General features: G+C 64.2%; 18 protein-coding genes, 1 tRNA gene and 2 pseudogenes. 13 read left to right on the forward strand and 8 right to left on the reverse strand.

The features are described from left to right. Nucleotides 1-308: 308 nt before the first annotated feature. Nucleotides 309-2,105, reverse strand: coding sequence for a TadG family pilus assembly protein (locus tag BTH_RS03160; protein ID WP_009895724.1), 1,797 nt, complete (start codon nucleotides 2,103-2,105; stop codon nucleotides 309-311). Between the two features lie 764 nt (nucleotides 2,106-2,869). Between BTH_RS03160 and BTH_RS03165 the strand changes: the two genes are divergently transcribed. Beyond that, on the forward strand, nucleotides 2,870-3,742 hold the full coding sequence (locus BTH_RS03165; protein ID WP_009895729.1) for a dienelactone hydrolase family protein: 873 nt from the start codon (nucleotides 2,870-2,872) through the stop codon (nucleotides 3,740-3,742). A gap of 41 nt (nucleotides 3,743-3,783) precedes the next feature. Here BTH_RS03165 and BTH_RS03170 read toward each other — a convergent pair whose 3' ends face one another. Together BTH_RS03170 and BTH_RS03175 are read right to left on the reverse strand one after the other, a co-directional pair. Further along, complete coding sequence (locus BTH_RS03170; protein ID WP_009895732.1) at nucleotides 3,784-4,653, reverse strand: sulfurtransferase; 870 nt, start codon at nucleotides 4,651-4,653, stop codon at nucleotides 3,784-3,786. Between the two features lie 147 nt (nucleotides 4,654-4,800). Continuing rightward, nucleotides 4,801-5,907 carry an aromatic ring-hydroxylating oxygenase subunit alpha gene (locus tag BTH_RS03175; protein WP_009895734.1) on the reverse strand — a complete coding sequence of 369 codons (1,107 nt, stop codon included), beginning with the start codon at nucleotides 5,905-5,907 and terminating at the stop codon, nucleotides 4,801-4,803. A gap of 269 nt (nucleotides 5,908-6,176) precedes the next feature. Here BTH_RS03175 and BTH_RS03180 point away from each other — a divergent pair, with 269 nt between their 5' ends. From BTH_RS03180 to folE2, 4 genes are all read left to right on the forward strand, one after another. Beyond that, complete coding sequence (locus BTH_RS03180; RefSeq protein ID WP_006027817.1) at nucleotides 6,177-6,470, forward strand: exodeoxyribonuclease VII small subunit; 294 nt, start codon at nucleotides 6,177-6,179, stop codon at nucleotides 6,468-6,470. Then, entirely contained in the window at nucleotides 6,467-7,351 is an 885-nt protein-coding gene (locus BTH_RS03185; protein WP_009895736.1) for a polyprenyl synthetase family protein, read from the forward strand. The genes BTH_RS03180 and BTH_RS03185 overlap by 4 nt, the downstream gene beginning before the upstream one ends. Before the next feature lie 84 nt (nucleotides 7,352-7,435). Further along, nucleotides 7,436-9,340 carry a 1-deoxy-D-xylulose-5-phosphate synthase gene (gene dxs, locus BTH_RS03190; RefSeq protein ID WP_009895737.1) on the forward strand — a complete coding sequence of 635 codons (1,905 nt, stop codon included), beginning with the start codon at nucleotides 7,436-7,438 and terminating at the stop codon, nucleotides 9,338-9,340. Nucleotides 9,341-9,479: 139 nt separating this feature from the next. Then, nucleotides 9,480-10,289, forward strand: coding sequence for a GTP cyclohydrolase FolE2 (gene folE2 / locus BTH_RS03195; protein WP_009895738.1), 810 nt, complete (start codon nucleotides 9,480-9,482; stop codon nucleotides 10,287-10,289). 414 nt (nucleotides 10,290-10,703) lie between these two features. Here folE2 and tsaD read toward each other — a convergent pair whose 3' ends face one another. After that, the gene (gene tsaD / locus BTH_RS03200) at nucleotides 10,704-11,744 is read right to left on the reverse strand and encodes a tRNA (adenosine(37)-N6)-threonylcarbamoyltransferase complex transferase subunit TsaD (RefSeq protein WP_009895739.1); all 1,041 of its coding nucleotides are present in this window, start codon (nucleotides 11,742-11,744) and stop codon (nucleotides 10,704-10,706) included. Between the two features lie 130 nt (nucleotides 11,745-11,874). On the opposite strand from tsaD, the gene BTH_RS03205 reads away from it, so the two are divergent. From BTH_RS03205 to dnaG, 4 genes are all read left to right on the forward strand, one after another. Then, on the forward strand, nucleotides 11,875-13,098 hold the full coding sequence (locus BTH_RS03205; RefSeq protein WP_009895740.1) for an NAD(P)/FAD-dependent oxidoreductase: 1,224 nt from the start codon (nucleotides 11,875-11,877) through the stop codon (nucleotides 13,096-13,098). 79 nt (nucleotides 13,099-13,177) lie between these two features. Next, nucleotides 13,178-13,390: a 30S ribosomal protein S21 gene (gene rpsU, locus BTH_RS03210; RefSeq protein WP_009895742.1), complete on the forward strand. Its 213-nt coding sequence runs from the start codon at nucleotides 13,178-13,180 to the stop codon at nucleotides 13,388-13,390. A gap of 166 nt (nucleotides 13,391-13,556) precedes the next feature. After that, a complete protein-coding gene (locus BTH_RS03215; RefSeq protein WP_009895744.1) occupies nucleotides 13,557-14,003 on the forward strand; it encodes a GatB/YqeY domain-containing protein in 447 nt (148 codons plus the stop codon). Nucleotides 14,004-14,099: 96 nt separating this feature from the next. Further along, nucleotides 14,100-15,977 (forward strand): DNA primase, encoded by a 1,878-nt coding sequence (gene dnaG / locus BTH_RS03220; protein ID WP_009895746.1) that lies wholly within the window; start codon nucleotides 14,100-14,102, stop codon nucleotides 15,975-15,977. A 46-nt stretch (nucleotides 15,978-16,023) separates the two neighbouring features. On the opposite strand, the gene BTH_RS35815 is transcribed toward dnaG, so the two are convergent. After that, nucleotides 16,024-16,362 (reverse strand): hypothetical protein, encoded by a 339-nt coding sequence (locus tag BTH_RS35815; RefSeq protein WP_009895748.1) that lies wholly within the window; start codon nucleotides 16,360-16,362, stop codon nucleotides 16,024-16,026. Between BTH_RS35815 and rpoD the strand changes: the two genes are divergently transcribed. After that, the gene (rpoD, locus tag BTH_RS03230; protein WP_373365257.1) at nucleotides 16,253-18,463 is read left to right on the forward strand and encodes an RNA polymerase sigma factor RpoD; all 2,211 of its coding nucleotides are present in this window, start codon (nucleotides 16,253-16,255) and stop codon (nucleotides 18,461-18,463) included. The genes BTH_RS35815 and rpoD overlap by 110 nt on opposite strands. Nucleotides 18,464-18,587: 124 nt before the next feature. Beyond that, nucleotides 18,588-18,663, forward strand: a tRNA-Ile gene (locus BTH_RS03235). A gap of 25 nt (nucleotides 18,664-18,688) precedes the next feature. Here the strand turns inward: BTH_RS03235 and BTH_RS29645 are convergent. Next, nucleotides 18,689-19,759 (reverse strand): tyrosine-type recombinase/integrase, encoded by a 1,071-nt coding sequence (locus BTH_RS29645; RefSeq protein WP_011400962.1) that lies wholly within the window; start codon nucleotides 19,757-19,759, stop codon nucleotides 18,689-18,691. Between the two features lie 250 nt (nucleotides 19,760-20,009). On the opposite strand from BTH_RS29645, the pseudogene istA reads away from it, so the two are divergent. Beyond that, nucleotides 20,010-21,230: pseudogene (gene istA / locus BTH_RS29650) on the forward strand (IS21 family transposase); the annotation flags it as partial. After that, nucleotides 21,220-21,870 (forward strand): annotated as a pseudogene (locus BTH_RS33150) (IS256 family transposase); the annotation flags it as partial. The pseudogenes istA and BTH_RS33150, both read left to right, overlap by 11 nt. 190 nt (nucleotides 21,871-22,060) lie before the next feature. On the opposite strand, the gene BTH_RS03255 reads toward BTH_RS33150, so the two are convergent. Continuing rightward, nucleotides 22,061-23,278, reverse strand: coding sequence for an acyltransferase family protein (locus tag BTH_RS03255; protein ID WP_011400964.1), 1,218 nt, complete (start codon nucleotides 23,276-23,278; stop codon nucleotides 22,061-22,063). Nucleotides 23,279-23,294: 16 nt separating this feature from the next. Continuing rightward, nucleotides 23,295-24,272 carry a class I SAM-dependent methyltransferase gene (locus BTH_RS03260; RefSeq protein ID WP_011400965.1) on the reverse strand — a complete coding sequence of 326 codons (978 nt, stop codon included), beginning with the start codon at nucleotides 24,270-24,272 and terminating at the stop codon, nucleotides 23,295-23,297. Nucleotides 24,273-24,330 lie beyond the last annotated feature (58 nt).

The raw sequence follows: 24,330 nt of genomic DNA on the forward strand, positions 1-24,330 counted from the left end.
GGCGTGGCGCGGCCATGCCGACGTTCGACGTTCGACGTTCGACGTTCGACGTTCGACGTTCGACGTTCGACGTTCGACGTTCGACGTTCGACGTTCGACGTTCGACGTTCGACGTTCGACGTTCGACGTTCGACGTTCGACGTTCGACGCGACACACGATCCGTGTGCTTGGTTCGACGACTTCGTGCCGCACGGCCGGATCGATCGCGGACGCGCCCGCCGTCGCCATGCCTCGATGATCGGCGCGGAGTCGGCCCGAGTTCGCCGCTTCTCCGTCGCCAAGCGCTGCATCGCCCGTCGGCGCGGCGTCAATAGACGAGCTGCGACACCCCGCAGGTTAGCGACATGTCATGAATCGTGCTTTCGCCGATCTGCACGCCGAGCAACTGCAGCAGCGGCACGACCGCGGCGTCGAGTCCGGACAGCATCGGCGGCAGCACGGCGCCCAGGAACGAATCGAGCGCGGCCTGGATCGGGTCGAGCGGCAGGCTGATGCCGATCAGCGATATCTGAGTCTGTTGCAGCGATGTGCCGAGCCCCGACAGCGCGTTGCCAAGCACGCTGCCGACGCCGTTCGAGTTCGTGCTCTGATAGCCGCCCGTCGTGCCGTAGAACGTGAGCGTGGGCGTCTCGCTCGCAGGCACGTCGGCCGGGAGCGACGCAAGCGACTGGATCGTCACGAGGTTCGCGACGTTGACGAGCGTCGCGGGCGTCGAGCAGGTGAACGGCAGCGACGCGGACAGGTTGGCCGGCGTGTCGCCGACGCACAGATTCGCGATGCCCGTCTGCACGCCGATCGCCGACGCGCAAGTCGACGGCGACGCCGTGCAGTTCGCCGACTGCAGCCACGCTTGGCCCGGCGCGATCTGCATCGACAGCGGCAGGTTCACCTGCACCGGCACGAGCGCGCCGAGCAGGCCGAGCGGCAGGTTCGCCGTGCCGAGCCCGATGTTCAGATAGAGCCGCACCTGCGCGGTGCGCGCGATCGTGCGCCACGTTTTCGTGGCGGGATCGATGCCTGCTTCGCCGATGCCGAGCACGGGCGGCTGGATGATCTGCACTTGCAGGCTCGCGTTCAGCCCGCCGACGTTCAGCCCGTTCGCGAGCGAGAACGCCGTTTGCCCGGTTGCGATCTCGGCCGCGACGAGAAGCGCGTCGAACGGGCTGAACGTGGCGTCGAGCGCGGCTTGCGGGTCGGACAGGCCGACCGAGAAGATACCCGTCGAATTCGCGGTGCTGCCGATCGTGAAGGTTTGGCCGCCGGGGACGTTCGCGCTGACGATCGTCTGCAGCGCGCCGATGCTCGTCTGCAAGTCGGCGTTCGCGACCGACGTCTGCGACAGCGCCGTCAGCATCCAGTTCGCGAGCTGCGGGACGGTCGTCTGCGTGTTCAGCAGCGCGTTCACGGTGCCGACGTTCGCGGCGGCCATCAGGTCCTTGATCCGGATTCGCGCATTCGCGAGGCCCTGATACGACAGCACCGACAGGTTCAGATTCGCGCCGAGCAGCCCGTTGAGGAGCGCGTTCACGACGCCGCCTTGCAGTTGCGCGAGCGTCGTGCCGATCGAATAGGCGCCGACGTTGGTCGCCTGCGCGGTGCTGGTCGCCGAGACCGTGCGCTGCGCACCGAGGAAGTAGTACGGCACGACACGCGTGAGCGTCACCTGGACCGCATTGAGCTGTGCATCGCTGCCGGCCGCGGTGCCCGACGCCGAGCCTGCGAAGAAGCTGGGGCCTGCGTTGTCCTTCACGTCCCATCTGCCGCAGACGACCGTCATCGATTGTCCCGACGCGGCGCTGTCGAAGCCGTTGCCGAGCGCGGCCGATTGCGCGGTGGCGGCGGGCTGCGTGCAGCCGTCGTCCATCGTCTGCGCGGCCGCGAGCGCGGCCAGGTCGGCGACGCTTTGCAGCGCGCGGCGCTGATAGAACAGATTGCCGAGATCGACCGCGCCGAGCGCGGCGATCACGACACCGATCGCGATCGCCGCGATGACGGCGAGCGAGCCGCGCTGTCGCGCGGGCGAGCGGCGCGCGCGCCGCCGCCGATTCGGCTCGCGACGGTCGGAAAGATCACCGGTGGTCGGGCGGCGTGTCGGCTTGTTCATTCCAACCTCGTTGTGCTTCGTCGGCGTTGCATGTCGTTGTCGGCGCGATGCGCGGTCGAGTGGCGTCATCGAGCACGCTTCGGCGGCGGCGTTGCCTCCGCCGCGCGGACATCGCGCGATGCCGCGCGTCTTCTTGTCGCGGCGATTGCCGTATCGGCGGGAAGCCCGCCGGGTCGCGCGCGTTGCGCCAGCCAGTGCATCATGAGGTCAATCGCGGTTATTTTGCAATCCAATGTTTTCCCGGAATACGCGTATCGGAGAAGACTTATCTCGATATGCGAAGGGAAATGAAAAAACGGCGCGCGCAATTCGTAGGACTGTCAATGAGGCGGGTGCGCGCGATCCTGTTTCGGAACCGTCTGAAATCGGCATGCGAACCGCGTGCGAAGGGCGCGCGCCGTGACGGTCGCTTGTTTGAAGCGCATGCGCTCATGCGATGCGCGGCGCGGGCCGCCGAATGTGTCTCGCGAGCGGCGCGTGCGCATATCTTCGCTCGGCGTCATGCGGCGTTGCCGATGCGCCGGCGCAGCTGAGCGCATTGCGATGCGCCATGCGAAAAAGTCGGTCCGGCATCGCCGCCGCTTTTACTTCTGACGAAAGGTTGACGCATCCTTGCGTTTTTGGGCATCGTGTGCGGGTTCCGCTTCGGCGGGGCGGGCGGCGACCCGCGACGCGACTGCATCGCGCCGGCCGCCGCGGATCGAATTCATGTCGCCGTCGCGTGTGCCGCGCGTGCGCGACAAAGAGAGCAGAGGAGCGCATCCATGTTGAAACCCGAAGTCGACAGCCTAGTTCCGCACGTTCCGTTCAGCCGCCGCAAGTTCGTCAAGGCGGCGCTTGGCGGCACGTTCGCCGCGGCGGTGCTGCCCGTGTCCGCGCAGACGATCACGACCGATGCCGCGGGCCTCGATGTCGACACCGTCGAGATCCGCTCGGGCGACGCGAGCGTGCCGGCCTATCGCGCACAGCCGGACGGCAAGAGCAACCTGCCGGTGATCGTCGTGATCCACGAGGTGTTCGGCGTGCATGCGCACATCGCCGACATCTGCCGGCGCTTCGCGAAGCTCGGCTATCTGGCGATCGCGCCGGACCTGTATGCGCGCCAGGGCGATCCGTCGAAGTATCGGTCGATCCAGGAACTGATCGACCAGGTGGTCAGCAAGGTGCCTGATCGTCAGGTGATCGAGGATCTCGACGCGACGGTCCGGTGGGCGGGGAAGAACGGCGGCGACCTGTCGCGGCTTGGCGTGACGGGCTTCTGCTGGGGTGGCCGGCAGACGTGGCTTTTCGCCGAGCACAATCCGGACGTGCGTGCCGCAGTCGCGTGGTACGGCAAGGTGATCGGGGAGACGAACGAGATGATGCCGTTCAATCCCGTCGATCATGCGGCGCAGTTGAAAGCGCCGACGCTCGGCCTTTACGGCGGAAAGGACGACAGCATCCCGCAGAGCTCGCTCGCGCAGATGCGCGAGCGTCTCGCCGCCGGCGCGAAGGCGGCGCGCGATTCGGAGATCCTCGTGTACCCGGACGCGGGCCACGCGTTCTTTGCCGACTACCGCCCGAGCTACGTGAAGGCGGATGCCGAAGACGGCTGGAAGCGCGCCGTCGCGTGGTTCCGGCATCACGGCGTGATGTGATGACGCCGCGCGGGGCCGTGCGCGCGGCCCCGCTTGCGCGCTTACGGATTCGCGCCCGTCGCGACCGGGCGGGACGGGTCCGAGCTCCATTCGCTCCATGAGCCCGCGTACAGCGCCGGGTCGTGCAGGCCGGCGATCTCCATCGCGAGCGCATTGTGGCACGCGGTGACGCCGGAGCCGCATTGCAGGATCACCTTGTTCGGCGGCGTCGCGCCGAGCAGCGGATTGAACGCCTCGCGCAGTTCGTGACCGCTCTTGAAGCGCCCGTCGGTGGTCAGGTTGTCCTTGAAGAAACGATTGAGCGCGCCGGGGATATGCCCGCCGACGCGATCGATCGTCTCGTTCTCGCCGCGATAGCGGTCGGCGGCGCGCGCATCGATCACGAGCTGGCTTTTCGTCGTGAGATTCGCGAGCACCGCCTGCGTGTCGACGACCGTCGCAAGCGGCGCGCCCGCGCGGAAGTCGCCGGCCGACTTCGGCGGCGTGTCCTGCGACACCGCGTGCCCTGCCGATTGCCACGCCTGCAGGCCGCCGTCGAGCACCGCGACGGAATCGTGTCCGAGCCAGCGCAGCAGCCACCACAGGCGCGCGGCGTACATGCCGCCTTGCGCGTCGTACGCGACGACCTGCTGATTCTGCTTGAGTCCGTGGGCCTTCAGCGTGTCGGCGAGCGCATCGCGAGCGGGCAGCGGGTGACGACCGTTCGTGCCGGTTTTCGCGCCCGACAGGTCGCGGTCGAGATGCAGGTAATGCGCGCCCGGAATGTGCCCGGCCGCGTAAGTCTGCTCGCCGAGGGCGGTATCGGCGAGATCGAAGCGGCAATCGAACACGAGCACGCTGCCCGGCGCGGCCGCGAGACGTTCGGCGAGATTGTCCGCCGAGATGAGCGTGGTGTAGTGAGTGTGTGGCATGACGCCTCCGTTGGAGATACGGGCCAGATGCTCTAAGTCTAAACAAAAAAAGACGGGCCGCAGCCCGTCTTTTCCGTGCATGCCCGGCGCGAGCCCGGATCGAACAAGTTTTCGGCGAATGCCGCGCGAAGCGCGCCGAAGCTGAGCTCAGAGCGCGCCGAGCTGCCGGCGCAGGAACTCGTGGAAGTGTTGCATGCCGTCTTCCATCGGGCTCTGATAGGGGCCGACCTGCGATTCGCCGCGCTCCATCAGCGCGCGGCGGCCTGCGTCCATGCGCAGCGCGATCTCGTCGTCCTCGATCGCGGTTTCCATGTACGCGGCGCGTTCCGCCTCGACGAACTCGCGCTCGAACAGCGCGATTTCCTCGGGGTAGTAGAACTCGACGATGTTCGTCGTCTTCTGCGGGCCGCGCGGAATCAGCCACGACACGACGAGCACGTGCGGATACCACTCGATCATGAGGCCCGGGTAATAGACCATCCAGATCGCGCCGAACTCGGGCGGCACGCCGTTGCGATAGCGCAGGACCTGATCGTGCCACTTCTGGTACGTCGGGCTGCCCGGCTTCGCGAGCGCGTTGTGCACGCCGACCGTCTGCACGCTGTACCAGTCGCCGAACTCCCACTTCAGGTCGTCGCACGACACGAAACTGCCGAGGCCCGGATGGAACGGCACCACGTGGTAATCCTCGAGATAGACCTCGATGAAGGTCTTCCAGTTGTAGTCGCACTCGTGGATCTCGACGTGATCGAACAGGTAGTCCGAAAAGTCGAAGTGATGCTTCGTGCCGAGCGTCGCGAGATCGTGCGCGACGTCGCGGCCCTCGGCTTCGAACAACAGTCCCTGCCAGTTCTGCAGCGGCGTCGCGTGCAGGTTCAGGCAGGGCTTGTCCGGAAAATGCGGCGCGCCGAGCAACTGGCCTTCGAGATCGTAGGTCCAGCGATGCAGCGGGCAGACGATATTCTGCGCGTGCCCGCGACCGTTCAGCATGATCGCCTGGCGGTGGCGGCACACGTTCGAGAGCAGTTCGATCTGCGAAGCCTGGTTGCGCACCAGCACGCGGCCTTCGTTTTCGGAAGGCAGCGCAAAATAGTCTCCTGCTTCGGGCACCATCAATTCGTGCCCGATGTAGCGAGGTCCTTTCTTGAAAAGGGTTTCGATTTCGCGCGCGAGGAGCGCCTCATCGAAATATGCGGTGACGGGAAGCTGGCTATGTGCCGACTTCAATTGCAGAGCGTCGCTCAGATTGGACATTCCCACTCCCGGTGAAAGCGTGAAAGCAGTGAACAACCCAACCATCGAAAATTCGATTTAGGGGAACCGGAGATTATACCCGGATCGACTTCCTTGGGGTGGGATAAGTGACTGATTTGTGTCAAATTTTTCCATGAATATGGACGCGTTTCGTGCGGATTGCACACGCTGCACGCCGCGTGCAGGCGCCGCGAAGCCAAGTCGGCAGGTCGGAAAATTCTCTTTTGCCGTAGAATGTCCGACTTGTTTTGAATTTTGACATCCCGTCCATGGCGAAAACCGCAACCCCAGGCGCGTCCGCGTCCGACCCCGGTTCCGGGCCGCTGCCGGAAAACTACGAGATGGCGCTCGCGGAACTGGAGGCGCTCGTCGCCCGAATGGAGGGCGGGACGCTGAGCCTCGAGGATTCGCTTGCGGCCTATCGCCGCGGCGCGGCGCTCGTTGCATTTTGCCAACAACAATTGGAAAAAGCGGAGCAGCAGGTGCGCGTGCTCGACGGCGCCGCGCTCAAGCCGCTTTCCGCTGGAACGGCCGCTGCGGACGGCGAAGACGACGATCTATGACATTCGACCAATGGATGCGCTCGGTGCTCGAGCGTGTCGAGACGGCCCTCGGCCATTATTTGCCGGCTGAGACTGTGGCGCCCGCGCAACTGCACGAGGCGATGCGTTATGCGGTGCTCGGGGGCGGCAAACGGGTGCGTCCGCTGCTGTGCCATGCGGCGGGCGAGCTCACGGGCGCGTCGGAGGCGGCGCTGAACGCCGCGTCGTCGGCGCTCGAGATGATTCACGTATATTCGCTCGTGCACGACGACATGCCGTGCATGGACGACGATGCGCTGCGTCGCGGCAAGCCGACCGTCCACGTCAAGTACGACGAGCCGACCGCGCTCCTCGTCGGCGACGCGCTGCAGTCACAGGCCTTCGTCGCGCTGACCGACGCCGCCGCGCTGCCGGCCGACCGGCAGGCCGCGCTCGTGCGCGAGCTGGCGCTCGCGAGCGGCTCGATCGGCATGGCGGGCGGTCAGGCGATCGATCTCGCGAGCGTCGGCGTCGCGCTCACGCGCGACGCGCTGGAGACGATGCACCGGATGAAGACGGGCGCGCTGTTGCGCGCGTCCGTGCGCATGGGCGCGCTTGCGGGCGAGACGCCGTCCGACGACGCGATGCGCGCGCTCGACGCCTATGCGGCGGCTGTCGGCCTCGCGTTCCAGGTGGTGGACGACATTCTCGACGTCACCACCGATTCCGCGACGCTCGGCAAGACGGCCGGCAAGGACGCGGCGAACGACAAGCCGACCTACGTGTCGATCATCGGTCTCGACGCGTCGCGCGCGCTTGCCGCGCGACTGCGCGCCGACGCGCACGCCGCGCTCCAGCCGTTCGGCGCGCGCGCGCAGCGCCTGGCCGAACTGGCGGACCTGGTGGTGAACCGGGTCAGCTGACGCGAAAGCCCGCCGCCGCGCCCACGCTACGGGTGGTGCGCGCAAGAAGTGCGGGCGCGTTTGTTTTCCTACAATGGAACGACGATGTACGACTTGCTGAAAACCATCGACGACCCGGCGGACCTGCGCCGTCTCGATCGTCGCCAACTGCAGCCGCTCGCCGACGAGCTGCGCGCGTTCGTTCTCGACAGCGTGTCGAAGACGGGCGGCCATTTGTCGTCCAATCTCGGCACGGTCGAGCTGACGATCGCGCTGCATTACGTGTTCAACACGCCGGACGACCGGATCGTGTGGGACGTCGGTCACCAGACCTATCCGCACAAGATCCTGACGGGCCGCCGCGACGGGATGAAGACGCTGCGCCAGTTCGACGGCATCTCGGGCTTTCCGCGCCGCTCGGAATCCGAATACGACACGTTCGGCACCGCGCACTCGAGCACGTCGATCTCGGCTGCGCTCGGGATGGCGATCGGCAGCAAGCTGAACGGCGACGACCGCTTCTCGATCGCGGTGATCGGCGACGGCGCGATGACGGCCGGCATGGCGTTCGAGGCGATGAACAACGCGGGCGTGTCCGAGGACGCGAAGCTCCTCGTGATCCTGAACGACAACGACATGTCGATCTCGCCGCCCGTCGGCGCGCTGAACCGCCATCTCGCGCGCCTGATGTCGGGCCGCTTCTACGCGGCCGCGCGCGCGGGCGTCGAACGCGTGCTGAGCGTCGCGCCGCCCGTGCTCGAGCTCGCGCGCAAGCTCGAGGAGCATGCGAAGGGCATGGTGGTGCCCGCGACGCTCTTCGAGGAATTCGGCTTCAACTACATCGGGCCGATCGACGGCCACGATCTCGATTCGCTGATCCCGACGCTGCAGAACATCAAGGAACTGCGCGGCCCGCAGTTCCTGCACGTCGTGACGAAGAAGGGACAGGGCTACAAGCTCGCTGAGGCCGATCCGGTGCTCTATCACGGGCCCGGCAAGTTCAACCCGGCGGAAGGCATCAAGCCGTCCGCGACGCCGGCGAAGAAGACCTACACGCAGGTATTCGGCGAATGGCTGTGCGACGCGGCGGAGCTCGATGCGCGCGTGGTCGGCATCACGCCCGCGATGCGCGAAGGCTCGGGCATGGTCGAGTTCGAGAAGCGCTTCCCGGAGCGCTACTACGACGTCGGCATTGCCGAGCAGCACGCGGTGACGTTCGCGGGCGGCCTCGCGACGGAAGGGCTCAAGCCCGTCGTCGCGATCTACTCGACTTTCCTGCAGCGCGCCTATGATCAGCTGATTCACGACGTCGCGCTGCAGAACCTGCCCGTCGTGTTCGCGATCGATCGCGCGGGCCTCGTCGGCGCGGACGGCGCGACGCATGCGGGCGCATACGATCTCGCATTCCTGCGCTGCATCCCGAACATGACGGTGATGGCCGCGTCGGACGAGAACGAGTGTCGCCAGATGCTGCACACCGCGCTGCAGCAGCCGAACCCGACCGCGGTCCGTTATCCGCGCGGCGCAGGCACGGGCGTTGCGACCGTCAAGGCGTTCACCGAGATTCCGCTCGGCAAGGGCGAAGTGCGCCGTCGCACGTCGCAGCCGGACGGCAAGCGCGTCGCGATTCTCGCGTTCGGCACGATGGTCGCGCCGTCGCTTGCGGCCGCCGACGCGCTCGACGCGACCGTGGCGAACATGCGTTTCGTGAAGCCGATCGACGCCGAGCTCGTTCGAGAGCTCGCGCAGACGCACGACTACCTCGTCACCGTCGAGGAAGGCTGCGTGATGGGCGGCGCGGGCTCCGCGTGCGTCGAGGCGATGATGGAAGGCGGCGCGGTCCGTCCGGTGCTGCAGCTCGGCCTGCCGGACCGCTTCGTCGATCACGGCGATCCGGCGAAGCTGCTTGCGATGTGCGGTCTCGACGGCGATGGCATCGCGAAATCGATTCGCGAGCGCTTCCTGAACCACGCGGCGAACGTCGCGAGTCCGGCGAAGCGCGTCGCATAACGTCGCGTCGCTTCGCATCAGGCCGCCGCGCGGCGGCTTTCCCTCGAATGCATGGGCCTGCGGGCCCATGTTGCATTTCCGGCAGGTCATGCGGTATGGCGCGATGTCGCGCCGCATGCCCCTACAAGGATCGAACAAGATGAACCTGATGAATCCCGAATTCGTGATGCCCGACGTGCAGAGCACGGTCGACACCCGGCAGATGCCGATTCAGCGCGTCGGCGTGCGCGCGGTCCGGCATCCGCTGACGGTGCGCACCGCCGAAGGCGAGACGCAGGCCACCGTCGGCACCTGGAATCTGGATGTGCATCTGCCGGCCGATCAGAAGGGCACGCACATGTCGCGCTTCGTCGCGCTGCTCGAGGAGAGCGGCGGCCCGCTGACGGCCGACGCGTTTCGCGCGATGCTCGCGACGATGCTCGAGAAGCTCGAAGCGCAGGCGGGGCGCATCGAGGTGTCGTTTCCGTACTTCGTGAACAAGACGGCGCCCGTGTCGGGCGTGCGCAGCCTGCTCGATTACGAGGTCACGCTGACGGGCGACGTGCGCGACGGGCTCACGCGCGTGTTCGCGAAGGTGCTCGTGCCCGTGACAAGCCTTTGCCCGTGCTCGAAGAAGATTTCGCAGTACGGCGCGCACAACCAGCGCTCGCACGTGACGATCGATGCTGAGCTCGCGGCCGACGTGCCGGTCGAGGATCTGATCCGGATCGCGGAGGAAGAGGCGTCGTGCGAGCTGTGGGGCCTTCTCAAGCGTCCCGACGAGAAGTTCGTCACCGAGCGCGCGTACGAGAATCCGAAGTTCGTCGAGGACTTGGTGCGCGACGTCGCGCGGCGGCTCGATGCCGACGAGCGGATCGTCGCGTACGTGCTCGAGGCGGAGAACTTCGAGTCGATTCACAATCACAGCGCGTATGCACTGATCGAGCGCGACAAGCGGCGACGCGCGTAAGCGTCGACGCCGCGCGGCGACGCTCGCCGCATTCGAGGAAGGGGCCGTTCGAATCGAACGGCCTTTTTCGTTTGGGCGTGGCGGCGGTGCGTGTGGGCTCGGCTCGGCGCGGCCGGTTCGGCGGCCAGGCTGCGGTTCCCGTGCGACGGGCCGCGGCCTGCGCTGCCGGCGACCGCGTTCGGCGATGATCGTCGCCGATTCGCGTGTCGGGCGAGCGTGATGTCTGGCGGCAAGTGTCGAACGGATCAGGCGGTCGCGCGGCGCGCTCGCTGGCGTCGTTTGCGCGCTTTCGTCTTCGTGCCCGGCATCTTGCGCGGGCACGAGCGCGTTACGGCTACGGCATCGCGTTCCGCCGCGAGCCGCGTCGGCGATGTCGCGCCGAAACCGTATTGCGGGCTCGTCGTGCTTCGCGCGCTATCGCGCGAGCGACGCGAGGTCCCAGCGCGGTTTCACCGTGAATGCGTAGTCGCGGCTCGCCTGCGACGGCCAGCGCGCGAGCCGCAGCGCGCCCGCGAGCGCGATCATCGCGCCGTTGTCGGTGCAGAGCGCGAGGTCGGGATAATGGACGTCGAAGCCGCGCTTCCCGGCGGCGGCCGACAGCGCCGCGCGCAACTGCCGGTTCGCGCCGACGCCGCCCGCGACGACGAGCCGCTTGAGCCGCGTCTTCTTCAGCGCGGCGAGCGACTTCGCGACGAGCACGTCGACGGCCGCGTCGACGAAGCCGCGCGCGAGATCGGCCTTCGCGCGATCGAGCTCGGCGCCGCTCGCGTGCGCGGCTTCGAGCTTCTTCATTTGCGTGAGCACGGCGGTCTTCAGCCCGCTGAAGCTGAAGTCGAGATCCCCCGAATGGAGCATCGGCCGCGGCAGCACGACCGCGCCCGGCGTGCCGGCTTCGGCGAGCTTCGACACTTCCGGTCCGCCGGGATAGCCAAGGCCGAGCAGCTTCGCGGTCTTGTCGAACGCTTCGCCGGCGGCGTCGTCGAGCGTTTCGCCGAGCGTCTCGTAGACGCCGACGTCGGTCACGCGCATCAACTGCGTGTGGCCGCCCGACACGAGCAGCGCGACGAACGGAAACGGCGGCGGCTCGGCAACGAGGAGCGGCGACAGCAGATGCCCTTCGAGGTGATGGATGCCGATGGTCGGCTTGTCCCACGCGAACGCGAGCGCGTTCGCGATGCTCGCGCCGACGAGCAGCGCGCCCGCGAGGCCGGGCCCTTGCGTGAACGCGATCGCGTCGATGTCCTCGCGGCGTGCGCCGCCAGCGGCGAGCACTTCCTCGAGCAGCGGCAGCGCGCGGCGAATGTGGTCGCGCGACGCGAGCTCGGGGACGACGCCGCCGTATTCGCGGTGCATCGCAATCTGCGAGTGAAGCGCGTGCGCGAGCAGGCCGCGCCCGGTGTCGTAGAGCGCGAGGCCGGTTTCGTCGCAGGAGCTTTCGATGCCGAGAACGAGCATGGTGGTGTGCGGCGGCCGCATCGATGCGCGCGCGGCCGGAAATCAACGTAACAAAAAAGTATAACAGCGCGGCAGCCTTGCCCGCCGGGGCGTGGGCGACGCGGCGCGCGACGCGGGTACAATCCGCGCCATGGAAAAATTCGATATCGCCGTGATCGGCGCGGGCGCGGCCGGCATGATGACGGCCGCGGTGGCGGGGCAGCTCGGGCGGCGCGTCGTGCTGCTCGATCACTCGCCGCGGCTCGCGGAGAAGATCCGCATCTCGGGCGGCGGGCGCTGCAATTTCACGAATCTGTACGCGGGGCCGGACAACTATCTGTCCGCGAATCCGCATTTCTGCCGCTCGGCGCTCGCGCGCTACACGCCGCGCGATTTCCTCGGGCTCCTGAAGAACTATCGCGTCACGTGGCACGAGAAGCACAAGGGCCAGCTCTTTTGCGACCACTCGAGCGATGCGATCATCGATGTGCTGAAAAGCGAGTGCGACGCGGGCGGCGTCGCGTGGCGGCGGCCGGTGACGGTCGACGCGGTGCGGCACGCGCAGGCGGACGGCTTCGCGCTCGACACGAGCGCGGGCGCGATCGGCGCGCGGGCGCTTGTTGTCGCCACGGGCGGGCTGTCGATCCCGAAGATCGGCGCGACCGATTTCGCTTACCGGATCGCGAAACAGTTCGGCCACAAACTCGTCGACACGCGGCCGGCGCTCGTTCCGCTGACCTTTTCGGCCGATGCGTGGGCGCCGTTCGCGGCGCTGTCGGGCGTGTCGCTCGAGGCAAGGGTGTTCACCGGCTCGAGGCAGGGCGGCGGTGAGTTCGTCGAGGACATCCTGCTCACCCATCGCGGACTGTCCGGGCCGGGCATCCTGCAGATTTCGAGCTACTGGCGCTCGGGCGAGCCGATTCACGTCGATCTCGTGCCGCAGCTCGACGCGGCGAACGAGCTGATCCGCGCGAAGGCCGGCTCGCGGCGCCAGATCGGCACGCTGCTCGCCGAATGGGTGCCCGCGCGGCTCGCGCACGCATGGCTCGAGGCCGAGCGGGTGCGCGCGGACGCGCGGCTTGCCGATTTGCCCGACAAGACGCTGCGCCGGATCGGCGAGACGCTGTCGCGCTGGACGCTCACGCCGAGCGGCACCGAGGGCTACCGGAAGGCCGAGGTGACGAAGGGCGGCGTCGACACTCGCGAGCTGTCGTCGGCGACGATGATGAGCGAGCGCGTGCCGGGCCTGTTTTTCGTCGGCGAGGCGGTCGACGTGACGGGCTGGCTCGGCGGCTACAACTTCCAGTGGGCGTGGGCGTCGGGCGTCGCGGCCGGGCGCGCGGCCGCCGACAGCGCGCGGCGCTTGACGAGTTAGTGCGTTTGTGCAGCGCGTCTGCTATACTCGAAAACCTTTCTCCGCAATACCTTTACTTTCTCTTTTTACGTGACGGGTCATGACGATCATCCGCGTTAAGGAAAATGAGCCTTTCGAAGTTGCGATGCGCCGCTTCAAGCGCACGATCGAAAAGAACGGTCTGCTGACGGAGTTGCGCGCGCGCGAGTTCTACGAGAAGCCGACCGCGGAGCGCAAGCGCAAGAAGGCCGCTGCGGTGAAGCGCCACTACAAGCGCATCCGCGGCCAGATGCTGCCGAAGAAGCTCTACTGAGCATTGCCCGCGCCGCGTGGTTCGCTAGGCGGCGCACCGGCGGGCTCCGCGAGCGAGGCCGTCGATGCCGAATTCGAGCAAACCCGCTTGAGAAACCGTCTCAAGCGGGTTTTTGTGTTGACGCCGCCAGGCGGCGTCGCATGGAATTTTTGATACCGGAAATACGATGAGTCTGAGAGACCAGATCAGTGAGGACATGAAGGCCGCAATGCGCGCGAAGGAAAGCGAGCGGCTCGCGACGATCCGCCTGCTGCTTGCCGCGATCAAGCAGCGCGAGGTCGACGAGCGCGTGACGCTCGACGACGCGGGCGTCACCGCGGTGGTCGACAAGATGATCAAGCAGCGCAGGGATTCGATCAGCCAGTTCGAGGCTGCCGGCCGCGCCGATCTCGTCGAGAAGGAGCAGGCGGAAGTGGCGGTGCTGACCGCGTACATGCCGGCACAGCTGTCGGAGGCCGAGATCGCGGCCGAAGTGCAGGCGGCGGTCGCGCAGACGGGTGCGGCGGGGCCGCAGGACATGGGCAAGGTGATGGGCGTGCTGAAGGGCAAGCTCGCCGGCCGCGCCGACATGACGGCCGTGTCCGCGCTCGTCAAGGCGGCGCTCTCGAAGTAACTCCCGGCCGGCGCGACGCGCGCCCGTCTCGTTCAAGCGGCCCGCGCCGGCCGCTGTGGCGCGTGTCGGCCGGCACGTCTTCCGATCGATCCAACGGTGATTCCGCATTCGTTCCTGCAGGATTTGCTGAACCGCGTCGACATCGTCGACGTGGTGGGCCGGTACGTGCAGCTCAAGAAGGGCGGCGCCAATTTCATGGGGCTGTGCCCGTTTCACAACGAGAAGAGCCCGTCGTTTACGGTCAGTCCGACCAAGCAGTTCTATCATTGCTTCGGCTGCGGTGCGCACGGCACCGCGATCGGCTTCCTGATGGAGCACGCGGGGCTCACGTTTCCCGAGGCGGTGCAGGAGCTCGCGCAGTCGGTCGGGCTCACGGTGCCGCATGAACCGTCGCCGATGCGAGGCGCGGGCGGCGGCTCGGGCGAGGGCTACGCGCCGCCCGCCGCGTCGAAATCGGTCACGACCGCGCTGTCCGACGTGATGCAGACCGCCTGCGACTATTACCGCAAGCAGCTGCGCGGTGCGCCGAACGCGATCCAGTATCTGAAGCGGCGCGGCCTGACGGGCGAGATCGCGCTGCGCTTCGGGCTCGGCTACGCGCCGGACGGCTGGCAGAACCTCGAGGCGGCGTTCGACGATTATCGTCACGATTCGCTCGTCGACGCCGGCCTCGTGATCGTCAGCGATAAGACCGACGCGAACGGCGCCGCGCGCCGCTACGACCGGTTCCGCGAGCGGATCATGTTCCCGATCCGCAACGTGAAGGGGCAGGTCATCGGCTTTGGCGGCCGGGTGCTGGACGGCGGCGAGCCCAAGTATCTGAATTCGCCCGAGACGCCGCTGTTCAACAAGGGCAGCGAGTTGTACGGCCTGTTCGAGGCGAGGCTCGCGATTCGCGAGCACAAGTACGCGCTCGTCGTCGAAGGGTACATGGACGTCGTCGCGCTCGCGCAGCTCGGCTTCCCGAATGCGGTGGCGACCCTCGGCACCGCGTGCACGCCGGTCCACGTGCAGAAGCTGCTGCGGCAGACGGACACGGTCGTCTTCAGCTTCGACGGCGATGCGGCCGGCCGGCGCGCCGCGCGGCGCGCGCTCGAGGCGTGCCTGCCGCACGCGGCGGACAACCGGACGATCCGCTTCCTCTTCCTGCCCCCGGAGCACGATCCGGACAGCTACGTGCGGGAATTCGGGACGGATGCGTTTTCGGAGCAGGTGAAGCGGGCGATGCCGCTGTCGCAGTTCCTGCTGAACGAAGCGACGGCGGGTAAGGAGCTCGACCAGCCGGAAGGGCGCGCGAAGGCGCTGTTCGATGCGAAGCCGCTGCTGCAGGCGCTGCCCGCGAACGCGTTGCGCGCGCAGATCATGCATATGTTCGCGGACCGGCTGCGGATTCCGTTCGACGAAGTCGCCGCGCTCGCCGAGGTGGACGCGCGGATCGCCGCGCCGGCCCGCCAGGCGCCCGCCCGCAGCGAGCGGCGGCGCGTGACGGACAGCGAGAAGCGCGCGTTGCGCAACCTGGTGATGCATCCCCGTATCGCGGCGGTGCTCGACGACGAGAGTGCTGCGACGCTGCGGGCGCTGCCGAGAATCGGGGAACTGTTCGACGAGGTAATCGGCCACGCGCTCGCGCTCGGAGAAGGGGCGGAATTCAGGCTTTTGTCCGACGTGCTACGCAATTCGGCCAACGCGCCCACCTACGACGAAATTTTCCGGGAAATTCTGGTCTATGATGAAAATGTCCGCGACTTGATGCAGCAGAATCCGGAAAGCGACGCGGCGCAGGAAGGATTGCGCGAGCGAGAACGGATCGCAGGTGAGGAGCTTCAGGCAGCGGTGCTCAAGATGCGCTATGACGCGTGCTGCGACAGGCTCAACAGCCTGTCGAAGCGCTCGGCGCCCTCTTCCGAGGAATTGGCGGAAATCAAGGACTTGCATCAGAACCTGGCAGACATGAAACGGAGGCTCGGGCTGTGAACCGGCCGGGGAGGGGTCTGCCTCAACGTGCTATAATATAAGGTTTTCAGCGGTTTGTTTTCCTAGCAGAGGCGAGAATCGCGATGGCAAAGACTACCGGCGGAAAAAAAGCGGCGGGCAAGGCGACTGAATCGACCATGAAGGTCGCGCCGGCCCGATCCGCGGCTTCCGCAAAGACGTCTTCGGCCCGCGCGGCGCATCCTGCGAGGAAGAGAGCCGCGGCCGGCACCGCCAAGGCTGCGCCGGCGCCGACGGCCAGCGCATCACGGGTCGTCGTGAGGTCCGAGGCGAAGACGGCGAAGCCGGCTTTGAAGCGGGCGAGTGCGAAAAGCGCAAGGGGAGCGGCTGCCGCGCCGGACGAAACGGCAGCTACTCGAGCATCCACGGTTCAACCGGCTGTAGTCCAGCAGCCGCGAGTCGATTTAGCCGGTACGGCGAACTCCATGACGAAAAAGCTGAACGAAGTATCCGTCGATGACGACGCAAACCAGAGCGACGAACAGCCTACCGCTGCGTCGGGCAAAGGCGAAAAGGCCAAGGCGCGCGATCGCCGCGCCAAGGAAAAGGCGCTGCTGAAGGAAGCGTTCGCGACGAGCACGCCCGGCACGGCCGAGGAGCTCGAAGAGCGCCGTACGAAGCTGCGCGCGCTGATCAAGCTCGGCAAGGAGCGTGGCTTCCTCACGTACGCCGAAATCAACGACCATCTGCCGGACAACTTCACGGAAACGGAAGCGCTCGAAGGCATCATCGGCACGTTCAACGACATGGGCGTCGCGGTGTACGAGCAGGCGCCCGACGCCGAGACGCTGCTGTTGAACGACAACGCGCCCGCCGCGTCGTCCGACGATGAAGTCGAAGAGGAAGCGGAAGTCGCGCTGTCGACCGTCGATTCCGAATTCGGCCGCACGACCGATCCGGTCCGGATGTACATGCGCGAGATGGGCACGGTCGAGCTGCTCACGCGCGAGGGCGAAATCGAGATCGCGAAGCGGATCGAGGACGGCCTGCGCCACATGGTGATGGCGATTTCCGCGTGCCCGACGACGATCGCCGACATCCTCGCGATGGCCGAGCGCGTCGCGAACGAGGAGATTCGCGTCGACGAGCTCGTCGACGGCCTGATCGATCCGAACGCCGCCGATACCGACGGCTTCTCGGAGAAGGACGCCGAGGAAATCGAGAACGAGGACGAGGAAGCCGAAGAGGACGACGAAGAGGAAGAAGAGGACGACGACGGCGCCGCGCAAGCGACCGCCAATGCGGCTCAGCTCGAAGCGCTGAAGCGCGCGTCGCTCGAGAAGTTCGCGCTGATCAGCGAATGGTTCGACAAGATGCGCCGCGCGTTCGAGAAGGAAGGCTACAAGTCGAAGTCGTACCTGAAGGCGCAGGAAACGATCCAGAACGAGCTGATGTCGATCCGCTTCACCGCGCGCACCGTCGAGCGTCTGTGCGACACGTTGCGCGCGCAGGTCGACGAAGTGCGTCAGGTCGAGCGTCAGATTCTGCACATCGTCGTCGACAAGTGCGGGATGCCGCGCTCGGAATTCATCGCGCGCTTCCCGGGCAGCGAGACCGATCTCGACTGGGCAGAGAAGGTCGCGGCCGAAGGCCATTCGTACGGCGCGATCCTGTCGCGCAACATCCCGGCGATCCGCGAGCAGCAGCAGCGTCTGCTCGACTTGCAGGCGCGCGTCGTGCTGCCGCTGAAGGACCTGAAGGAAACCAACCGCCAGATGGCGGCGGGCGAACTGAAGGCGCGCCAGGCGAAGCGCGAGATGACCGAGGCGAACCTGCGTCTCGTGATCTCGATCGCGAAGAAGTACACGAACCGCGGCCTGCAGTTCCTCGATCTGATCCAGGAAGGCAACATCGGCCTGATGAAGGCCGTGGACAAGTTCGAATACCGTCGTGGCTACAAATTCTCGACCTACGCGACGTGGTGGATCCGCCAGGCCATCACGCGCTCGATCGCGGACCAGGCGCGCACGATCCGTATTCCGGTTCACATGATCGAGACGATCAACAAGATGAACCGCATCTCGCGGCAGATCCTGCAGGAAACCGGCCTCGAGCCGGACCCGGCTACGCTTGCCGAGAAGATGGAGATGCCGGAAGACAAGATCCGCAAGATCATGAAGATCGCGAAGGAGCCGATCTCGATGGAAACGCCGATCGGCGACGACGACGATTCCCATCTCGGCGACTTCATCGAGGACACCAACACGGTCGCGCCGGCGGATGCCGCGCTGCATGCGAGCATGCGCGACGTCGTGAAGGACGTGCTCGATTCGCTGACGCCGCGCGAGGCGAAGGTGCTGCGGATGCGCTTTGGTATCGAAATGAGCACCGATCACACGCTCGAGGAAGTCGGCAAGCAGTTCGACGTCACCCGCGAGCGGATTCGTCAGATCGAGGCGAAGGCGCTGCGCAAGCTGCGTCATCCTAGCCGTTCGGACAAGCTGAAGTCGTTCCTCGAGGGGAACTGATCGTCAGACTCTGATTGATCGCCGCCGGGGCGCAAAGAATCCGGCGGCGGTTTCCTTACTTAGTTGTTACAATGCCGACCCGGCTAGCATTACCGGGTCTTTTTTTGCGTCGCATTCGTTTTTAGGGCCTGTAGCTCAGGGGTTAGAGCAGTCGACTCATAATCGATTGGTCGCGGGTTCGAAACCCGCCGGGCCCACCACTCTTTTCTATTGAAAATCAGCGTGTTACGTTGATTTTTCCTTCGCCTGGGGAGGTTCTGGGGAGGAAATAGCCCTTTCCAGTCTCGCCATCTCCAAGTCGTTCTGATCCCCGTCGATCCACTTTGAGTAGGTCGTCAGGAACATCTCCACGCTGTGGCCGAGCTGCTTTGCGCAGAATGCCGGCGTCATCCCAGCCATGAGCATCGCCGTCGCGTAGCTATGCCTCATGTTGTATGGGCGTCGATAGCGAATCCCTAGGCGCTTGAGCATTGGTTCCCAATACGTCCGTCTGAAGGCGTCCTCGTCGGCCCATCCTTCGTTATATCGTGGGTCATGAAAGACGCGGCCATTCGCCATTTGGGTAAATGCGCGTTGACGCTGCAGTGCTGCAAGCGCGCGGCTATTCAAAATCACCAGCCGAGCCACCTTGGTTTTCGTCCGGTCCATCTGTTCGCCACGGACGAATGCTTTTGCTATCAGAAGCGTCCCGCTTGCGAAATCGACGTGCGGCCATTCCAGTCCGTAGATTTCGGAAGTGCGTAGGCCGGTCCAGAACCAAAATTCGGTCACGTTGTGGACCTGTCCCGGATACGAGCGCTCGGCGCAGGCAATTATCGAATTCGATTCCTCCGCCGAAAATGGATCTGGGGGCTGTTTCTGATGTTTGGCTGGTGGTACAGCGTCGGCTGGACTCTCGACAATGAGCTTATCCTTTACTGCGAGCGACAGTGCGCTGCGCAGGACGGAAAGATAGTTATTGATCGTTTTCCCAGTGAGGTCCGGCCGGTTTGCGACGGCAGTCTGGATATCGATCGTCTTTAGCGATTTAATCGAGACGCCACCCAAGGGACGTGTTTGACCAAGATCGCGGGGTGTTTCCTTCCAGAATTTGATTGCGGTTGTGTAGCCATCTTTCGTAGATTTCTCGATACGCTGTGCAGCGAGCCATCGGTCGAGCCAGTCGCCGAGTAGCAGCGAAGTGGTGGTGCCATCCTCCGGGAAGTACTCGACCATGCTGAACGTGCCGTGACGAATCCGGCTGCGAATTTCTATTGCAAGCCGACGTGCGTATTTGACATTCGCTGGCGTGGGCAAAATCGGTTTGCCGTCAATTTTGAGCCTATCCGAATGTTTGTGTGTGAGGTGTCATCTTCCGCCATATAGGAGCCACCGGGCTTCCGGCATAAAGGAGCCGGGGCGTTTTCGGCATAAAGGAGCCACTTCGTTTCCGGCATATAGGAGCCAGGGAAGGAATCGAGCATCTCGATCGTGATGCTCATTGCAGGCTTAACTTGTGGGGCGTGATCCCCCAAGGGAGGCTGCGATGGGCCGACGGAGAATCGAGATGCATCAATATCGACAGGTTCTCGTGCGCATGCGCCACGGGGATTCCGAGCGCGAACTGGCGCGCTGCCGCTACATGGGCCGACGCAAGCTCGCCGCACTGCGAGAGTTGGCCGAACGATGCGGCTGGCTGAGGCCCGATGCGCCATTACCGGATGACGCCGAGATCGCCGCGGCGCTAGGCCCGCCGCACAAGGCCAGGTCGACGGTCTCAGGGCTCGAGGTCCACCGCGCTCTGATCGCCTCATGGCTCGAGCAGAACGTGCCCGGCACCGCGATTCTGGCCGCATTACGGCGCGAGCACGGCTACACCGGCAGCTATTCGTCGGTTTATCGCATGATCGTTTCGATCAACGCCGATCGGCCGCCCGACGCCACCGTGCCGCTGAGCTTTGCACCAGGGGAAGCCGCACAGGTGGATTTCGGCGCCGGCCCGATGCTGCCCGACGCCGACGGTGTGTTCAAGCGCACGTGGGCGTTCGTGATGACGCTTGCCTTCTCGCGACACCAGTACGTCGAGTTCGTCTGGGACCAGACGGTCGCGACTTGGCTCGGATGCCATCGCCGCGCGTTCGAATGGTTCGGCGGTGTCCCCACGCGCGTGATCATCGATAACCCCAAATGCGCAATCACGCGTGCCTGTACATACGATCCCGTCGTGCAACGCGCCTATGCGGAATGTGCCGAAGGGTACGGCTTCCGCATCGATCCTTGCCCACCGGCCGATCCGCCCAAGAAGGGCATCGTGGAAGCCGGCGTCAAATACGTAAAGGGCAACTTCTTGCCGCTGCGCCAGTTCCGCGACTTCACGGACCTGAACGCGCAGGCGCGTCATTGGGTCATGCACGAAGCGGGGCGCCGCATCCACGGCACTACGCGCAAAGTACCGCTCGAGTTGTTCGAACTCGAACGGCCCCTCATGCGAGAACTGCCCACCGTCGCGCCCGATCTGGGCACCTGGCACAAGGTCTCGGTCCACCGGGACTGCCATGTCGCGCATCAGCGCATGCTGTATTCCGTGCCATTCTCGTTGGTCGGCAAGCGGTTGTGGCTGCGTGCGACCGATGCTTCGATCTGCATCTACGACGATTACCGACTGGTGGCTTCGCATGTGCGTGGCCGTCGCCCCGGCGACCGGCTCACCGTGCGCGACCACCTGCCGCCCGAGGCCCGCGCGTTTCTCGCTCACGATCGCCAGTGGTGTCTCGAACATCCGCGCCGACGGCCGCAAGGAAGTACTGGGTTTGTGGATCGAGCAAACCGAAGGCGCCAAGTTCTGGCTGAAGGTCTTCAACGAGCTGAAGAACCGCGGCTTGCACGACATCCTGATCGCGGTGGTCGATGGGTTGCGCGGCTTCCCCGAAGCGATCGAGGCGGTCTATCCGGCCGCCCAAATCCAGACCTGCATCGTGCATCTGATCCGCAATTCGCTGAATCTGGCGAGCTGGAAGGATCGCAAGCCGCTGGCTGCCGCGATCAAGCCGATCTACCAGGCCGCCACGGCCGAGGCGGCGGCAGCGGCGCTCGACGCCTTTGCGCAGAGCGAGTGGGGCCGCAAATTCCCTACCGTCGCGGCCATGTGGCAGCGCCAATGGGAACAGGTGATTCCCTTCTTTGCCTATCCGCCGGAGGTGCGTCGAATCGTATATACGACAAACGCTATCGAGAGCATGCACATGCAGTTGCGCAAGATCGTCAAGAACCGCGGCCACTTCCCGAGCGACGAAGCCGCCAGCAAACTGCTGTATCTGGCCTTGCGCAACATCGAAAAGGATTGGAAGATGCCGCCTATCACTTGGCGGCAAGCAGTTAATCAGTTCGCCATTCTGTTCGGCGAGCGATTCACCTCCGCCATCAACTGAGACCTTTAACCGGCCTCAGCACACGAAATTCCTGACACGTCCGCCGCATTCAGCGAGCAACGCGACGATCCGCCTCGATCCGCATCGATCCTCATCGATGAGGGCAGGTCACAATTCTGTTGCAGTGCGTGCAAGGTTGTATTTTGCGGGTTTGTCGCGGAGGAGAGGGGGGGGGATATTGCGCGGGAGATCAATGCCATGGTGCGATCGACTGACCTTGCAATTTTTCCACGCTCGCCGCCCTATTCGCCATACGGTTGGCTAAACGAATTGATGGCGCGTCGATCCATCGTTCGAAAAGGATGGCACCCCCGATGACTGCCATTACGTATGCTACAAATGCCAACGCTACGCTCTGTTCATACCTCAGTCCGGAGATTTGCGCAGCCGCCGCTACACGCAGCCCAACGGACGCAAGGACTGGCACGTGAATCACGTAGATCGAAAATGAGATCTTTCCAAGGAATACCGGAATGCGCGAGCCTATGATTGCTGAGAGGCGCCGCGAGCCGATTACGCCTGCGACTAACAGAATCGATCCTACTGTGTGCCACAGCAAATCGGGATTGTCGTTGAAATTCGGGCCGAGAGGCTTCAAGTTCGGCAATGGGATCATTCGTAGTATGTCGAACATGGGTTGCTGGTTATAGGAAACGCCGAATATTCCGAGCGAGACTGTGACGAGCGACGCCACTTGGTTACGAATCAACCAAGGTCGAACGATATTGAGAATTGCGCCAGCCAAGAACGAGAGATAAAAGAGAACGTTCGGTGATTGAAGGCCAAATATGTTCGCAAAGAACAGAAACCAGAGAACCAAGAGGATTGGCCTTTTGCCGAACAAGGCAATGATGGCGAACAGGACGATTGAGCCGATCAGTTCGACCTGGATCGTCCAGAGGGCTGGATTGAGTGCGGTACGGGAAAATAGTGGAGCGCCGGCGAGGCCGTCGGTGAACACGTCGGAGAACGTGAATGGCCCTGCATACCAACTCGACACCCATCCGGCGACGCCGATTTCACTTGCGTGCGCCGTGTAGATTGCGCCGGAGCGCCATAGTATCCACGCCAGGAATATCGATGCGAAGCTTGGCAAGCCAAGACGTATGTACCGCTTCGCAGCAGCCGATTGAAGGGCGGGGAGTTCTTCTGTCGTGAAAAACTTAGTCGTTAGTACGTAACCACTGATGACAAAAAATACGCAGACGGCTGCGTCGGCACTATAAGCAAGCGTTAGCGGTGGAATTGAAATCCAGCGTTCAAGTGCGGACGGTTGAATGAGAAATGGTACGGGGCGAAATAAAGATGCGAGATAAGGGGAGAAAATATAAGAAAAGTGGCCAATCATGACCGCCATGCAGGCGAGTCCGCGCAACCCCTCTAGTCCTAGATTTTTATTCTGTTTCATTTTGGATTTTTATTTATTAAATTTTTAGGCGGCGAAGAATAGATGCGGTTCTTCGTGCATATCGATAAAGAAGAGTGCTTTGATCTCTTCCTGAGCGGAGGGCTCGTTGTCGAAAGGCATCATTTTTTCTGGCGATGATGTGCGCAAAGTATGTCGGTAAGATTCCGGCGTCCGTTAACGCTTTATCCATTCCGAGAATGAATCGAGTTAGTTCCGTTCCTTCGGGAGTTTCGTACAGCGCATCGTGGTTCAATCCCCAAAACACCATGAAAGCGAATGCCCCATATAACGGCATGATCTCCAGAGCTGGAAACATGTTACGCATCGTGGGTTCGATCTTCGATGAACAGGGCGCTTCAGTTGGATCTACCTCCGCAACTTCCTGTGGGGTCGGAAACTGAAGCTCTCGATGCCAGTGGTTACGTAAGCCGGGTGGAATTTGCTGAAAGAAGGATTTTGCAATCGCAGCATGTGCAGCCGGATAGTTGAATCGATCTGGCCCGATATATTCGTTGGCGCACCAGATGATTCCGCGTTGGGTTAGCGCTCGATTGGCGCGTTCCAGGGTTTCGGCGAGCGGTTCCATATGGTGGAGCGACGCGACGAACGTGATCAGGTCGTAAGTGTTTTCGTTCAGGTCGGCGCAGCTGATTGGTCCCACGTGACATGTGACTTTATGACCGAACCCTTTTTCTTCTGCTCTCGATTTTGCATATTCTATTCCGACTGAACTGACATCAAAGAGATCAAAATGCTCGACTGCACCCAGTTCGAGAAGGGCGATTTCCGTTTCGGCTCTTCCTGCTCCTAGACTGGCGGCTCGCTGAACGCGTTCTCCGTTGAGGTAACGCAAAAAAAACCACTCCTCGCGCATGAGATTGCCCTGCAGTTCATACTGACGCTGGATGGTAAGGGGGTGTGCTTGCCATTCTCGGCGGTTGAATTTTTCCGAGAAATAACTCTGCCCCCAATGTTCCGCTGTTTGTTCGAGCATGTTTTTTCCTGTTGAGTCGGTTGCGGGAATTCTAAATTAGCTGGAAGAAAGATTGAGC

Source organism: Burkholderia thailandensis E264 (genome assembly GCF_000012365.1).
In the GTDB taxonomy this organism is placed as follows: Bacteria; Pseudomonadota; Gammaproteobacteria; order Burkholderiales; family Burkholderiaceae; genus Burkholderia; species Burkholderia thailandensis.

What these genes read in the sequence shown, in the direction of transcription:
- BTH_RS03160 (WP_009895724.1), bottom strand. Translation starts at nt 2,105, where the DNA reads ATGAACAAGCCGACACGCCGCCCGACCACCGGTGATCTTTCCGACCGT.
- BTH_RS03165 (WP_009895729.1), top strand. Translation starts at nt 2,870, where the DNA reads ATGTTGAAACCCGAAGTCGACAGCCTAGTTCCGCACGTTCCGTTCAGC.
- BTH_RS03170 (WP_009895732.1), bottom strand. Translation starts at nt 4,653, where the DNA reads ATGCCACACACTCACTACACCACGCTCATCTCGGCGGACAATCTCGCC.
- BTH_RS03175 (WP_009895734.1), bottom strand. Translation starts at nt 5,907, where the DNA reads ATGTCCAATCTGAGCGACGCTCTGCAATTGAAGTCGGCACATAGCCAG.
- BTH_RS03180 (WP_006027817.1), top strand. Translation starts at nt 6,177, where the DNA reads ATGGCGAAAACCGCAACCCCAGGCGCGTCCGCGTCCGACCCCGGTTCC.
- BTH_RS03185 (WP_009895736.1), top strand. Translation starts at nt 6,467, where the DNA reads ATGACATTCGACCAATGGATGCGCTCGGTGCTCGAGCGTGTCGAGACG.
- dxs (WP_009895737.1), top strand. Translation starts at nt 7,436, where the DNA reads ATGTACGACTTGCTGAAAACCATCGACGACCCGGCGGACCTGCGCCGT.
- folE2 (WP_009895738.1), top strand. Translation starts at nt 9,480, where the DNA reads ATGAACCTGATGAATCCCGAATTCGTGATGCCCGACGTGCAGAGCACG.
- tsaD (WP_009895739.1), bottom strand. Translation starts at nt 11,744, where the DNA reads ATGCTCGTTCTCGGCATCGAAAGCTCCTGCGACGAAACCGGCCTCGCG.
- BTH_RS03205 (WP_009895740.1), top strand. Translation starts at nt 11,875, where the DNA reads ATGGAAAAATTCGATATCGCCGTGATCGGCGCGGGCGCGGCCGGCATG.
- rpsU (WP_009895742.1), top strand. Translation starts at nt 13,178, where the DNA reads ATGACGATCATCCGCGTTAAGGAAAATGAGCCTTTCGAAGTTGCGATG.
- BTH_RS03215 (WP_009895744.1), top strand. Translation starts at nt 13,557, where the DNA reads ATGAGTCTGAGAGACCAGATCAGTGAGGACATGAAGGCCGCAATGCGC.
- BTH_RS03255 (WP_011400964.1), bottom strand. Translation starts at nt 23,278, where the DNA reads ATGAAACAGAATAAAAATCTAGGACTAGAGGGGTTGCGCGGACTCGCC.
- BTH_RS03260 (WP_011400965.1), bottom strand. Translation starts at nt 24,272, where the DNA reads ATGCTCGAACAAACAGCGGAACATTGGGGGCAGAGTTATTTCTCGGAA.